At 37.5% G+C, this 13915-nt stretch carries 10 protein-coding genes, 1 tRNA gene and 1 pseudogene; 8 read left to right on the top strand and 4 right to left on the bottom strand.

Annotated features, from left to right (window positions below):
* Nucleotides 1-4: 4 nt before the first annotated feature.
* From hscB to GM920_RS21290, 3 genes are all read left to right on the top strand, one after another.
* Nucleotides 5-541: a Fe-S protein assembly co-chaperone HscB gene (hscB, locus tag GM920_RS21300; RefSeq protein WP_182961300.1), complete on the top strand. Its 537-nt coding sequence runs from the start codon at nucleotides 5-7 to the stop codon at nucleotides 539-541.
* An 81-nt stretch (nucleotides 542-622) separates the two neighbouring features.
* Nucleotides 623-907 (top strand): DUF3817 domain-containing protein, encoded by a 285-nt coding sequence (locus GM920_RS21295; protein ID WP_182961299.1) that lies wholly within the window; start codon nucleotides 623-625, stop codon nucleotides 905-907.
* A gap of 60 nt (nucleotides 908-967) precedes the next feature.
* Nucleotides 968-1047 (top strand) — tRNA-Leu (locus GM920_RS21290).
* Nucleotides 1048-1769: 722 nt separating this feature from the next.
* Here the strand turns inward: GM920_RS21290 and GM920_RS24015 are convergent.
* From GM920_RS24015 to GM920_RS21270, 4 genes and pseudogenes are all read right to left on the bottom strand, one after another.
* Nucleotides 1770-2549 (bottom strand): annotated as a pseudogene (locus GM920_RS24015) (recombinase family protein); the annotation flags it as partial.
* Entirely contained in the window at nucleotides 2546-2749 is a 204-nt protein-coding gene (locus tag GM920_RS21280) for a hypothetical protein (protein ID WP_182961298.1), read from the bottom strand. The pseudogene GM920_RS24015 and the gene GM920_RS21280, both read right to left, overlap by 4 nt.
* A gap of 683 nt (nucleotides 2750-3432) precedes the next feature.
* A complete protein-coding gene (locus tag GM920_RS21275) occupies nucleotides 3433-4530 on the bottom strand; it encodes a hypothetical protein (protein WP_182961297.1) in 1098 nt (365 codons plus the stop codon).
* 4 nt (nucleotides 4531-4534) lie between these two features.
* Entirely contained in the window at nucleotides 4535-5338 is an 804-nt protein-coding gene (locus tag GM920_RS21270) for a sigma-70 family RNA polymerase sigma factor (RefSeq protein WP_182961295.1), read from the bottom strand.
* Nucleotides 5339-5616: 278 nt separating this feature from the next.
* On the opposite strand from GM920_RS21270, the gene GM920_RS21265 reads away from it, so the two are divergent.
* The 5 genes from GM920_RS21265 to GM920_RS21245 all read left to right on the top strand — a co-directional run bounded on the left by GM920_RS21265 (nucleotide 5617) and on the right by GM920_RS21245 (nucleotide 13782).
* Nucleotides 5617-6219 carry a helix-turn-helix domain-containing protein gene (locus tag GM920_RS21265; protein ID WP_202986162.1) on the top strand — a complete coding sequence of 201 codons (603 nt, stop codon included), beginning with the start codon at nucleotides 5617-5619 and terminating at the stop codon, nucleotides 6217-6219.
* 659 nt (nucleotides 6220-6878) lie between these two features.
* Complete coding sequence (locus GM920_RS21260) at nucleotides 6879-7469, top strand: hypothetical protein (RefSeq protein ID WP_182961293.1); 591 nt, start codon at nucleotides 6879-6881, stop codon at nucleotides 7467-7469.
* 1 nt (nucleotide 7470) lies between these two features.
* Nucleotides 7471-10467, top strand: coding sequence for a DEAD/DEAH box helicase (locus tag GM920_RS21255; RefSeq protein ID WP_182961291.1), 2997 nt, complete (start codon nucleotides 7471-7473; stop codon nucleotides 10465-10467).
* Nucleotides 10468-10999: 532 nt separating this feature from the next.
* Nucleotides 11000-12778, top strand: a complete 1779-nt coding sequence (locus GM920_RS21250) for an AAA family ATPase (RefSeq protein WP_182961289.1) — start codon at nucleotides 11000-11002, stop codon at nucleotides 12776-12778.
* Nucleotides 12775-13782 carry a hypothetical protein gene (locus GM920_RS21245; protein WP_182961287.1) on the top strand — a complete coding sequence of 336 codons (1008 nt, stop codon included), beginning with the start codon at nucleotides 12775-12777 and terminating at the stop codon, nucleotides 13780-13782. The genes GM920_RS21250 and GM920_RS21245 overlap by 4 nt, the downstream gene beginning before the upstream one ends.
* Nucleotides 13783-13915: the final 133 nt, after the last annotated feature.

Below are 13915 nucleotides of genomic sequence, written 5' to 3'. Positions count from 1 at the left end.
TGTGATGGTAGATTACTTTGAATTTTACGGTTTACCCGTTACTTTTCATCCTGATCCTGCATTGATCAAAAAAAAGTTTTATGAGCTGAGTAAAAAGTATCATCCTGATTTTTATATCAATGAATCGGAGGAAAAACAGGCAGAGGTCTTGGAATTGAGTACGATCAATAATAAAGCATATCAGGTATTAAGCGATCCTCAAAAACGAGTGCATTATATCCTGGAACTCAAAGGACAGTTGATCGATGGAGAACATTATACGCTTCCTCAATCGTTTCTAATGGAGATGATGGACGTGAATGAATCCCTGATGGATTTACAGTTTGATCCGGATGCAGAACGTTTAGCAGCGTTAAAAGCAGAGATAGATGAAATAGAAAAGGGTTTAAGCGACCAAATAGCTGCGCTAACGACTTCATTTGAACATAAGGACAAAGAAGCCCAGCTTCGCATCCTGACTGCTATAAAGGATTTATATTACCGCAATAAGTACTTATACCGGATCCGGGAGAGTATCAAAAAGGCAGAATCTGCCGCATAGGTGTTATCGCATTGTAAAAAAGCCCGTCAGGGCTTTTTTACAATGTATGTTTGAGGTACTTTTGGGATCAAACACATTTATATGAACACATTATCCATTTTTAGAAAAGTTGCGGTAGCTGAAGGGCTGTCTTACCTGTTGTTGTTATTTGTAGCGATGCCAATGAAATATTGGGCGGATATGCCACTTGCGGTGAAGTATACCGGCTGGGCACACGGTTTGCTGTTTGTGATGTACATGGTAATCTTAATCATGGCCTGGATGGAGTATAAATGGAATTTTAAAAAAGTAGCGATGATTGGTGCAGCTTCTCTGCTTCCTTTTGCACCATTTATCGTCGATAAAAAATTAAAAGAAGAAAATTAAAATAAAAATTTGCATTTATAAAACTAGTTCCTATATTTGCAACCCGCTAACGAAGGAAATGCCCGGATGGCGGAATTGGTAGACGCGCTGGTCTCAAACACCTGTGGGAAACCGTGCCGGTTCGACTCCGGCTCCGGGTACATACCGGACTGATGTCCGAAGAATCAAAGGGTTGCTCATAAAAAAGCAACCCTTTTTTATTGATCCTCTGCAGGTTATGCCGGAAGGTCGGGTCGATAAAAGCGGTTCTAAGTAGACCCCCTGCCCATACCAGATTATCTTTGAACACCCCCCTTACAATCGCATGTTTTTGGAAGATGTTACATTTTTCATAGATCTCAAAAAGATTGGTAAGAGAGGGCAGAATCCGATCAATCAGACTGTCAATTTCTATTTTTGATTTAGGATTTCCTTTTAGGCTCATTTCCAAGGATGCTTTTTCCTCTTTGTATTTCTTAAACCAGGTCTGATAAGTTGTGTTTTCGATCTGATTATTCATGAATTTCTCTTCCAGCTCCAGAATTTTGACGTTAACCGCGCTGATCGCATTCAGTTTTTCTTTTAATCTTTCCTGCTTTTGTTTTAGAGGTTCAGCTAGTAGTGCTTTGGCTGCGAGCTGTAGAAATTCTACCTGCTGCGGTTCAAAGCAAATGTCTTTAAGGACTTCGTCAAATTGTTCATGCAAAAGTTTACCTGGTACATTCACATTGTTATGGATATGGCATCTATAGTACAGGTAATATTGTTTTCGGCCTTTTGACCATCCCGCAGTCATACTTTGTCCGCACCAGCATTTTAAAACGCCTCTTAAGGGGAAGTCTTCGTCGGGACGTACTTTTTCCGGTCGTTTGTTGCTGAGCATTTTGTTTGCGGTCCAGTATTCAGCTTCGGTGATTATTGGCTTATGGATGCCCTTTACATACTTTTCTGGTAAATCTTTTAGGGCGGGGACTCTAATTAATCCTGCGTAGAGGCAGTTGTTCAATATATCATGAATGGCACTGTTTCCTTTGTTGGAGAATCCCATAGCTCTAACTGTTTTATAGATGATGTAAGGAGCAATGCCAAGCAGGTAATCATTAAATATTCTTTCCACAATAACGGCTTGGTTCTGATCGATATGGATATGGTTCTTTTTTGAGCCATCATTAGTGTTTTTATAGCCATAAGGCGCACGTCCAAGATAGCGTCCGTTTTCTTTAGCATTTCTTATCCCTTGCCTTGTTCTGTTACGGATAGTGAATAGCTCTTTGTTGGCAATCATGTAATCAAATGCCCTTTTCATGAAAACATCTGGATCAGATGTATCCAGATCTACGCGTTCATTTGTGGATAGTACCTTTACACCATGATTGCTTTCCAGATCTGCAATTTTCATTAAAGCTTCAGGTAGATTACGGCTGAAACGATCGTGATCCAGTACAATGAGGTATTGACATTCTCCCTTAAACTTCTTTAAGAAGATCTCTAGTGCACGATAATCTGGCCGGTCGAAGGTATAGCTGTCTTCTCCGTTATCTTTAAATAGCGCAATTATATTTAAGTTATTTCTTCGGCAATATTCCCGAACCGTCGATTCCTGGTATTCTAAAGATTTTGATTGGTCTTTAGTACTTAATCTTAGGTATCCAATAGCGTTCATGATTCCTCTTTTAATATGATTTCAATTATAATTTGTGCGAATAAAGTCAATAACACCTGCTCACTTTGACTAAATTTATATTCGCTTTTTTCCAGTACTTTTTGAACTGGCAAGGGCAAAAAATCAAGTATGTACCCTTCGTCTGGTATCAAGGTTATTTCTGGTTTGATGATTTTTGGATTTTCCTTTATTGCTGTCATAAACACTGTTTTCAGCAATTTGAGTTTAATCTGATTTCCATTGTCCCATATGGGAGAATTACACTTAGTTAGCAGAATCTACCAAAGTGCTTGGGTTCATGTGCAGAACTTTGGCTCTTTTCGTAGTCCAATTTTCTTTGGAAAAATTGGAGCAAGCGGAAGTTAGGCAGAGCCTTACTTTTCGCCCCTAGCGCTATCGCTAAGGGGGGGTGGGATATACTCCGGGTATATCCATTGGCATTTAAGTGCCTTTAAGCTAGGTTAAACCCATAAAAAAGTATATCCATGGATATATCCACACCTAAAACTTGACAACAATTAGGTTTTTTATGGAACATAATTCCGCAAAATATTAGCTCTAAAAAAATCAATAACTTCCTGAAATATTATTCTCTAACTTAATTTTTGCTGCTTGCTAAAATGGAATAACAGCAGCCCGTTGTATAATTTCTAACTATTTTAGTGAGCATATCATTTGATCTCACCCTACGGCTTTACAAGCAGCCTCAATTATATGTTCATTATATTCTTCAATTTTTCTTTTTACCTGCCCATTGAAATATGATTAAAAGTAGGCCCGGCTGTTGTATTATTCTTTTAAGAGTGATTACCCATGAAATGAATATTAGTGAGTACATTTTTTGTCTCACCATGCGGCTTTACAAGCAGCCTCTTTAAATTCTTTATTCAATAATTACCTGAATTCCGGCTTTCTCTGCTTTGTAATTTATTTTATCCTTTAGGCTATAATAGCTCCAATTTTGAAGTAAGAACGGATCCTCTTTTGCTATTTCTTCTTTTTGTTGTTGATTGACCAGGATTAAAGTGGCAGCCTGATGTTTTATACAAAGATCAATCAATCGACGGCTATAGACATGCAATTTGTATTCAACGTATTTTTTTTCATTATTCTGATAGTCTACAAGGCATTTCTTCTTTCTTTTCTCCCCATGGCCACCACGATTAAAGGTAATTCCTTTCTTTACCCTGAGAATGGCTGCCTGTATAGCTAACCTTCTATGTAGAAATTCCTCTTTATTCCCTATGGCGTATTGCTGATCTCCAATTTTAACATTTACCGGATGTTCTATGGAAAGAGTAGCTTCGGCAATTACTGCGGTGTCTAAATCATGTTGCTCTTTTTCAATTTGAATCACCGCCAGAAAATATATTTTACCCTTATCTAACTGGATGTGGCTGGTGCGGAGTTTTATTGTCCCATTCTTTATTCTATTCAGAAGGATTTTTTTATCAGCTGTATCTTTGCCCAGAAAGGTTCTGAAGGGAATTTGAAAGAGCTTAAAGCAGAAGTTTTTGTTATCAGGAGCATGATCTAATTTTGTGATCGCTTCTGCAGCAAAAGGCATAGGAATATTTTTTTTGTAATTTCTCAGCGATTTTTCACCTTTCCAATAGGCAACTCTCTCTTTGTTAAAGGTAGCTAACAATGTGTTATTTAAGTTGCTCAGGATGTTGGTTGGAATATGTCCTTTAAAATGATTAGAAAGCAGGCGGTAGGTAGTGTTTATTCTGGAAGACTTGAGTATGCCGTTTGGTTCTTTTTTTTCATCAGCAATTTTAAGAATGATTTCATCTGTTAAGTAAAAGAAGTCTTTTACCTGTTCCTGTACAAAGTGGTGGCTCATAATCATGTTGGCCGACCGAAAACAAATCGATTGCCAATTGAATAGCTTGTCTTTGATGTCTCTGACGTATTGACTGTCATCAGAATCGATCAGTAGCTGGATCTTGCGGGTGATAATCATTGTGTTATTTTCCATAGCATTAGATTTTTACCTTTTTTATCTTGGTATAGGCCTGAACAAAAACTTTTTGGATATAGCTTTGGCTTAGGTTTAATGTTCTGGCAATTTCTTCAAAGCTGTATTGAAGCTCATAGCGCATGTTCAGAATTGTAGATTGTTCTTCGCAGAGATCACCTTCGAACTTGTAATTGTTTGTTTTTCCTACAACGTTGAGCTTTTGGCTATTCGTTAAAATGGATTTTAGAGATTGCAGTGTTTTTTCAATTGTTCTAGCGACCTGATAGTCTGAGATTCCACCAACATGCCAAGCAATACGTTCATAACTAAATGAATATTTGATGCAGAGCCTGATGAATAACTGTTGATTTTCGGGAAGGTTTGGGAGTACATTTTCTACTTGTTCCCATTGCTTGCGCATATTTTCGTCAAGCTCTTGTTGGTATAGAACATCTGTATCTTCTTCTTCCCAAGGGTTGTAACCACCGATATATTCCTGATAATTTTCTAGGTCATCCAGTTTCAACATGTTTCGCTGAAATTTGGTATCTGAAGTTCTGTAATAAGCTTTGCAGCCATCTGAAGTCCATTTTTTAACAAATGTTTCAATGTGAGCTGGGTCAATAATAGTTTCTCTGATTAGCCAGAGCCTGAGAAATGCGTCATTAACAATACAATCAGCATTGATGTCATCCTTTATATATCTTAATCCTCTAATATATAAAGCTGGATATAAGAGCTTGTAAAAAAACTCAAGCCCTTTTTCATTGCCTTCCTGGAAGATGTTAAAATAATACTGCCTGTCGGTTACTTTGGTACTTTTCATGCTCGTAGTTTATACGAGTCCAATTATGACAGATGCAAATACTATAGCGGGCCCTATCACCGTGCTACAAGGTTCCGACGCCTTCAAAAACGGTTTACGATAGAGCCCATAGTGCTATAGCGGTACAAAAGTACATATATATTCACTATGGGCATTAGATCTATCGTCTCGTTCTGATTCAAATTGTCGGAATTTGTAACCGAGACTCTTTTTTATTAATACCTCTTCTTGTAAACTAATGCCTTAATCTTTTTTATTTCTTATCTATCATCAAATCAATGATGATTCAAATTTACTTAATTGTTTTTAATTACACAATAAGTCTTTCAAAATATCACGATTTAGTGTTGTCCATTTGTTTGATGGACAATTCAATATCAATGCTTAGTACTAACATATTGGAGCTAAGAGATGCTTTGGGCCTTTCTCAGAAGGACTTCGCTTTGCTTGCAAATATTTCGAGAACAACCTTAGGGAACATAGAATCTGGAAGAAATAATTTCAAAATTAGCAGCCTAGATGGAATCCTGAATTTTACCTCAATTAAATTAGAAGATTTAAGTAAAGAGTCTTTTACTCCTCCTAAGAATTTACGTGAAAGGCTAATGGAAAAGTATAAGATTGAGCCATCTGTATTCGTAATTTTAAATGAAGAACCTTCTATACCTTACTGTATAAAATATAAGCTTCTTAAGACTAATTTCCTTGATTTACCGAAAGAAACGAATCAGATCATAAAGTTCTTTAATGATAAATACGGCTGGACGCTTAAAGGAAATTCTCTGCATGCGGCATTAAAAAGAATGTCAGATCTCATAGAAATACAGCCACATCCAAATAAACAATCAACTAACTTATATTCAAGAAGAAAACTTGTCTAGTTTCATTATTTGCATAAAGGTTTTATTTAATTGGTATTAATCCCTTAGTCAATTACTTAAGGCCCTCATTAGTGGCTTGCGAAACACTTACGCTAATAGCCTCTCCTTTAGTTACCGCTTCTAGCATTTAACAATTAGGGGAAACTTGTGATATATTTTTCGTATACTATTTTTGAAGTTGGTCTGATGTAATGATTATAGATTATAATTGTTGCCTTTTAGCTAAAAGTTTAAGAATAACCGGTTTTTTGGATAGTCTAGATATGTTCTCGAAATTTTCCAAATATAATCCATAGTTTTAAAACATCTAAAACTCAAAATTATGATCTATAACGCAAATTATTTCTTCAGCTATGGCCTCTATTCCATTAAGAACGTAGTAAGTACTCTCTTTTTGGATAGTGACAATTTGAATTTTCTAATTTTAAATATCTATTAGTTTACAATTATCATATTATAATGCCTGTAAAACTTACACATGTTGATTATTCTCCAATGCATAATGAAGTTGAATTGGAGGTTGGCGATGAGGATAAGCTCGTTCAGAATGTTGCATATCTTTTGTTGGGAAATCATTTGCATGTCCAGCAAATCTTAGCAAAAAAAAAAACATCAAACCATCAAGTAATAATCGCGCAATTGACCTAGCAATAGAAAGGTTGAGTTATAACTCAAATGAGGAAAGATATAAAAGGGATGGCTGGGTATATCAAATGATCAATTGGGTCGCTATTAACCAAGAGCATATTGGAAGAAAATTCTTTGTTCAGTTACCTCATGATGCTCCCGCCCAGCATGGAATCGATGGGATTGCTGTGTTGCTGAAAGACGATAACAATCTTGAGCAGGTGATCATCTCAGAGGATAAATATACTGAAAATGCTAGGGAGACTGTAAGACTCCAGGTATGGCCAGATTTTGCGAAATTTGAAGAAGGAACGCATAATATTCAATTGGTTAGTCGAATAACATACATGCTTCATCATCTAGATCCATCACAGCTTTTGACGTCCATTAATGCTGATATTTATCGTCCAGAGATTAGGAAATATAGAGTAGCTATAACGCCTAAAAATAATACTAATAATCAGGTTTGGCGACCTAAGTTGTTCAAGGACTATGACAAAATGGTAAAAGGAACTGATGTGGTCAGAAGGAATAGTCTTACTTTTTACCAATCCGATATTCGTCAATGGATGGATAATTTTTGTCCTAAAGTAGCCACATATCTTAAAACCCTAAAGTCCTAAAATGTATAATTCGATAACAGAGGAAAATATTAGATCGATCCCTAAGGTTGGTAGCATAGATATAGAAAGATTGCCACAGGAGTTAACTAGAATATATGCAGTAGTTATTTCAGTCAGAAGTAATCTGTCTAATGGGAGTTTTGAAAAGGATGCTCTCGCAGCAAGCATTGATATGTTACGTTCGCTTGCAAATAATCTGGAAACCTTGGCGGTAATTTTGCCGGATTTGGAAAATAAGAGGTCAATAGCTTTTGTTTGCGCAACGGCCAGGTATCTGCTACTGCAGATAAGAGAATATTCTGAGCCTGAGCTGGTATCGGTGATGTTTGGAAGAGACCAGATTCCAGAGGTCATTTCAGCAATGGTTCTTTTTCTCATTGGAAATAGTCCTGCAGACGCTTGTGAAGCCTCCAGGTTTGCAAAGCGGGATCTGATAGATGATCGAATTGAATCGCTTCTGATGCGTGCAATCGTGCATTTGGCAAAAGGCGAGATGTCACATATAGTCAATCTGTCTGTTCCGGATATTGAGTATGAAGCTGATGAATCGGAAAGGGAGGCAATTGATTATCTATGGGAATGTTTACTTAATGGGGTCAAACAACTAGCTGAGGAACTATTTGATCCTAATTTTGCCAAAGATAAGACGGATTATTTCAAGACGGTAATAGAACTGTCTGTATTTGATCCTGAATATGAAAGCCTTTTTGAGAAGGAGAGCCTTTATGCTGGACCTTATCATTTGGCTAAGCTCCTCGATATATTAAGGGATGACTTACTGTTGAGAGGGATTGTAAAGGTTTCACCCCCGGTTAATACTGATGCAGAATTGTGGGGTACATTTCTCGCCCGTATAGCAAAAGAGCGACCCTATCTTTGGGAGAACCATTTTGATGCAGTGAAAACAAACTTCCTTAATACTGGGTGTTCTGCCGTACTTACTTTTCCAACTGGTGCAGGGAAGAGCACGCTTGCTGAGTTAAAGATATCATCAACTCTCCTTGCGGGAAAAAGGGTGATTTATCTTGTGCCTACTCATGCTTTAGAGGATCAGGCAAATAGCAATATGCTAAGAATATTTGAAGGGTTTATTCCCGAGTCAATAATGGAATTCGATCTTGAGTATACTGATATTGAAGATAGTGCGCTTCCAAGCATCGCAGTAATGACGCCCGAGAAGTGCTTAACGCTGATAAGCGTCAGGCCAGAAGAGTTTGCCGATGTGGGACTAGTCGTTTTTGACGAGTTTCACCTAGTGCATGGAAGAGAAGAAAAGAAAGATAGGAGGAGCATTGATGCGATGTTCTGTCTGCTCAGACTATTCGCTGAGGCACCATATGCGGATTATCTACTGATTTCGGCAATGGTCGAAAATGGACCGGAGATTGCGGAGTGGATTTCTTCAGTTACCAAAAGAGAGTGTGTAGCATTTGATTCATCTTGGAAGCCAACAAGGCAATTGCATAGCTGCTTGATGTATCGTGAAGAGGATATTGTAAAATTGGAGGGTGTTTTAAGGAAAGCACGTAAAGATAGTACTAGTTCAGGTCCTAGTGCAGCGGTAAAAAGAGAGTTGCAAGCAGTTCCCTTTACCTTTTTCAGTTTGAGAAATAAATGGGAATCCAAATCGAGTGATGATTATTATATCAATAGAATATTGACTCAGCCTGTTAATTTAAGTGCAAATAGTGATTGGAAACTTACAAGTAATAGAAACGAGGTGGCAGCGGAATTCGCTTCCTATTTTGCCAGTCGAAATATAAAAACACTGGTTTTTGTCGACGATCCTAGAATTACCAAAAGTACATCTCGAAAAATATCTGCTAAGTTAGAGGATGTTACTTTCCAGCGTACTGATCTTATGGATAAATATCCTCAGATGTTTGAAGCTCTGGCATTGGAATTAGGAGATATAAAATATTCGTTTGTTTCAAATGGCAGAACCGCAGTACATCATGGGAATATGTTGCCATTGGAGCGAAGGCTTAATGAGAACTATTTCAAGCGAAAGGACGGAATCAATGTTGTAGTTGCTACAGCTACCCTAGCCCAAGGTATCAATCTTCCCGCTGAGGTGGTGATCATGGCTGGTGATGACCGCTTTGATGAGGATACTGGCTATCGTGAGACCATAGATCCACAGGAAATACTGAATGCTGCAGGTAGGGCAGGTAGGGCTGGGTCTGCAGCCCAGGGGATGGTGTTGTTGATCCCGGGCAAGCTGATCCATTATAAAGATAATACGGTTTCTCAAAAATGGTGGGAGCTCAAGGAGACAGTATTCTCTAGTAGCGACCAGTGTTTGAAAATCAATGACCCACTTATAGGTTTTTTGGACAATCTCTCATCAGATAGCACGAAATTGACCGCGGAACAGAAGAATGTTATATTTAGGTTAAACCTGATACCTGATACAGAGAATTCGATCAATACTATCTTTGATAAGTCATTTGGTAAATATAGAGCCTTTAAAGACAGCCAGGAAGAATCATATGCGGAGAAAGTTCAGAAGTTAATTGTGGTGAGAACGGAAGTAGATGGTGAATATGTCAATGAAGATTGGGTAGGGCGGGTGAGCCTGAAAATGGGCTTAGATCCACAATTTGTGATTGAAGTCGGTAATTTTGTAAATGACGTTGGAATTGTAGAGCTAGGTGAGATGACCTTAGATGAGATAATTGATGAGGTAATGGACTGGCTTTGTGAAAAACAGGAGCGCATATTTAGTTTCTTTACAGGAAATGCTATTCATGCACAATTGGCTAAAGCACTTAATATTCCCATCAATAAGGCAACCGAGGAAATTATCTTTACTAAGATGAGTGGCATCAAGGATTTGCTATTGGCGTATATCAATGGAAAGGACTATTACAGGATTCAGATTCTTATTTCAGGCAATTCGGATGATAATTTGGATAAAGCGCGAAGCTTTTGTCTTAAGCTTATTCCGAATTTGAGTTTTATTTTCGGAGTAATTTCCTTAGTTATAAGGGATTAAACTATCGATAATGAGGAGTCCCCTAAAGATATTCCATATATGTTGCGTGCTTTGGCAAGTTTCATTCGTGAAGGGTTGGATTCCGAGGAAAAACTCAAACATAAGACTCGATATCCTTATCTTCTGAGAACACAGGTCCATGAGGTGTTTTCTTTAAATTAGGCCAAGTAGTTGATTCCCTCGGAACACTGGTAAACTTTGTAGCGGAATGGGTGGTAAACTATATAGCGGAATATGCAGGTAGCAATACTCTCCATTGGTATTGTTGCGTTAAAGCTGAAAAGAATACATTAACAATAGTGGAGTCTATTGAGATCAAAAATATGGACTTTTTTATAAAAAAGATCTCAGTCCGGGGTGGAATAAACGATACGATTACGATAAAGTTAAAAAGTTCGCTCTATTTTATGCCAGTAACAAATAAATAACTAAACGCTCATAATAGATTATGGAACTTCATTATATCTGGATAAATGATTTTAATTTTCTCAAGAAAAGAGGAATTAATTTATCCTCACAATTTATATTTAAAATGTCGGAAATAGAAGAAGGTAGGAAAAAGCTTCGGATAGGGTATAATCCTGATTATATTCCGAACTTTTTCGAAGCTAAAAATATTTCTAATGTCACTACGATTGTTGGTCAGAATGGAACGGGTAAATCGAGTATTCTCGAGTACATCAAAAATCGTCTGCCAAGTGGAATTAACCCTATGATAAATGAGGATATTTTTGCCTATAGTGCAGGGAACAAAAAGGAACTAATTGTTCTTTCTCCGACATCAATAGATCTAGATCTCGATGATGAGACAGGCCTATTCAGAACTAAAAAATATGATCAGAATGCCGCTGAAGGAGATCCAGTAAAGCTCCTTGGGGAGTTCAGCGATGTGGATTATATATATTACTCTTTTTTTCTGGATTATAAGACAGAGGTTAACTCATTTACAGGATTGAAGAATATTTCAACAGCTGCCTTATTGGCGGAAGCCCACTTCGCCCATTTCAATAGGGATAAAACGACTAAAGAGGTAGCGAATGCAGATGTTACAAACCTGGATGCCTTGATGGCATCCGAAATCGGGGACACGATGCTATTCTTGGTTAATCGAAAAGATATCAAATTGCCATTTACTAGGCCAGAAGAATTGATTATCTATTTTGATAGAAGGGATATAAGGTTTTTGAATAGTCAGGATGGTAGGAAGCCACTCACGATAGGAAATGATATCATAAAGTTTGTTAACGATTCGCTTCAGGGTATCGATGATCTTAAAGAGGATGGAAGTATTATAGCCGAGTTTCATCTTCTGGTACTTGCAAATTTCATCGTTTATATGAATGTCTATTTTCGAAATAGTGATTCTGAGTCGGAGTTTAAGCTTCCTCGAGGGCTGACTATTGTGGAAACAGTTAAGATATTCTTTGCCAATATAGTATATCATCGGATGGGTAATGGAGAATTGTTGAGCAATCCAATCATCCAGAATAAATGTAAAATAGTCTTGCGATTATTGGAAATTGTTGGAGAGATGGTTTATGATAATAAAATTAAAACAGGTAGCGCAAGTGATAATAAGGATAGAAAACTTCTGCTTCCGATTGGAAAAGACAGTGAGGAGGACTTCGAAAAGTTTATGGTACATTATCTTCAATCCAAAGGGAGATCGGGCTATCTGGAGTTTAAATGGCGTAATTTGAGCACAGGTCAGCAGTCTATGTTATCCTTTTTTTCAAGAATTTATGGATTGGTTGAGGGACAGGGTGCTCAGTTGAAAAAGACTGTTGTTTTGCTGATCGATGAGGGAGATGCCGGGTTTCATCCAGAATGGCAAAGGGAGTTTTTTATCAATACTATAAAGTTTATATCAAAGATCTTTGACAAGAGATCAGTGCAATTGATTTTTACCACTAATACACCATTTCTGACCTCCGATCTCACCAATCCGCATATTATATTCCTTGAAAGAAATAAGGCCACTGGTGAGATTATTATTCATGAAAAAGATGTTATTAGGGGAAATACCTTTGGTGCAAATATCCATGAGCTGTTTGCCAATTCGTTCTATATGGACGGCGTGCTGATGGGCGATTTTGCCAAAAAGAGAATCAATGATATCATCAAATTTCTTAAGGATAAGAAAAAGACGGTTCCACGGGAGGATTATAGAAAGACTATTTCGTTAATTGGAGAGCCGATTCTGAGACGAAAGCTTCAGGGGATGTGGATAGAGAAATTCAATAATGATGAAGAGAGTATACTTCTAGAGCGTTTGCGTGTGTTGAGGAAAGAGAAGGGTAAAAAGCCATGATCAAGACACCATTAAGCATCGAAGAACTGGATGCCCTGGCAGTGGAACATTTCGAAAATGTAGAGAAGTATCTTCGGGTAAAGAATAAGCTTGTAGAAGGACTGATGGGGCTTGCTGCCCCGGTATTCACATATATCATACCTCGTATTGATGATTTTATCATGGGGCGACCTGCTAAGCTTGAGGAGCTATTAGCAGAGGTCGAGCCGATCGCAAATGAGGTTAAGAATAACTATATTACAAGTAATCCTCAGCTTAGCATAGTTCAGGTTAGGAAATGGTTCAATAATATTATCTTTCAGGTATTTAATTATGACTACGATTATGGATTTACTAAAAGAATCTCGGGTAGATTGGCTTATGAACATGTGGACAAGTTAAAGCTAAATACCTGCCCATATTGCAATGCACAGTTCACTTTTGCGATCAAAAAAAAAGGAGGTAAAAAAGCTCGTCCCCATTTAGATCACTTCTTGGACAAAGCCTCACATCCTTATTTCGCGCTATCATTCTACAATCTTATTCCCTCATGCTATACCTGTAATTCAAGTTTAAAGGGAAGCGATCCCTTTAGGGTTACTAGCCACATCCATCCAATGCTCGAAAGCGTCGAGAGTGTTGTGAAATTTAGAACGAATATATCGGATGTTGATTTCCTAGTACACAAGAAAGATTTTGAACTGGAGTTTTTATATGATGATTCGAAAGACCCCGGTTTAAAAGAGAGGGCGGAAACGAGCTTAGGGAGCTTTTTGATCAGGGATCGATATAAATTTCATAAAAACTATGCATCGGATATCATCACCAAGGCCCATGTTTATTCTGAGAATACCGTTAGTGAAATTTACTATGACTACAAATCGATTTTTAGCTCTGAGAATGAGGTTTGGGATCTATTGATGGGAAATATTCTAAACGTTGATAATCATCATCAAAGAATTCTATCAAAAATGGCAAGAGATATAGCAGAAGAGTTTGGAATTGTCATACTCCCGAAAGAGTAAAAATGGATGGCTTCCCACTAGTAATAGTTTTGTTTTTTTTCTGAGCATTTACAATCATAATGATGGTTTTCAGTTATCCTTCATAATTGTTTTGACAATTCCTGAGATATTAATTTTCGGAACTTTCGATTTA

It is taken from the genome of Pedobacter gandavensis, from assembly GCF_014172405.1.
GTDB lineage: Bacteria > Bacteroidota > Bacteroidia > Sphingobacteriales > Sphingobacteriaceae > Pedobacter > Pedobacter gandavensis.
The sequence above is the reverse complement of the archived record's forward strand: the minus strand, read 5'-3'. Positions and strand labels throughout refer to the sequence as shown.

What these genes read in the sequence shown, in the direction of transcription:
- hscB (WP_182961300.1), top strand. Translation starts at nt 5, where the DNA reads ATGGTAGATTACTTTGAATTTTACGGTTTACCCGTTACTTTTCATCCT.
- GM920_RS21295 (WP_182961299.1), top strand. Translation starts at nt 623, where the DNA reads ATGAACACATTATCCATTTTTAGAAAAGTTGCGGTAGCTGAAGGGCTG.
- GM920_RS21280 (WP_182961298.1), bottom strand. Translation starts at nt 2,749, where the DNA reads ATGACAGCAATAAAGGAAAATCCAAAAATCATCAAACCAGAAATAACC.
- GM920_RS21275 (WP_182961297.1), bottom strand. Translation starts at nt 4,530, where the DNA reads ATGGAAAATAACACAATGATTATCACCCGCAAGATCCAGCTACTGATC.
- GM920_RS21270 (WP_182961295.1), bottom strand. Translation starts at nt 5,338, where the DNA reads ATGAAAAGTACCAAAGTAACCGACAGGCAGTATTATTTTAACATCTTC.
- GM920_RS21265 (WP_202986162.1), top strand. Translation starts at nt 5,617, where the DNA reads ATGATGATTCAAATTTACTTAATTGTTTTTAATTACACAATAAGTCTT.
- GM920_RS21255 (WP_182961291.1), top strand. Translation starts at nt 7,471, where the DNA reads ATGTATAATTCGATAACAGAGGAAAATATTAGATCGATCCCTAAGGTT.
- GM920_RS21250 (WP_182961289.1), top strand. Translation starts at nt 11,000, where the DNA reads ATGTCGGAAATAGAAGAAGGTAGGAAAAAGCTTCGGATAGGGTATAAT.
- GM920_RS21245 (WP_182961287.1), top strand. Translation starts at nt 12,775, where the DNA reads ATGATCAAGACACCATTAAGCATCGAAGAACTGGATGCCCTGGCAGTG.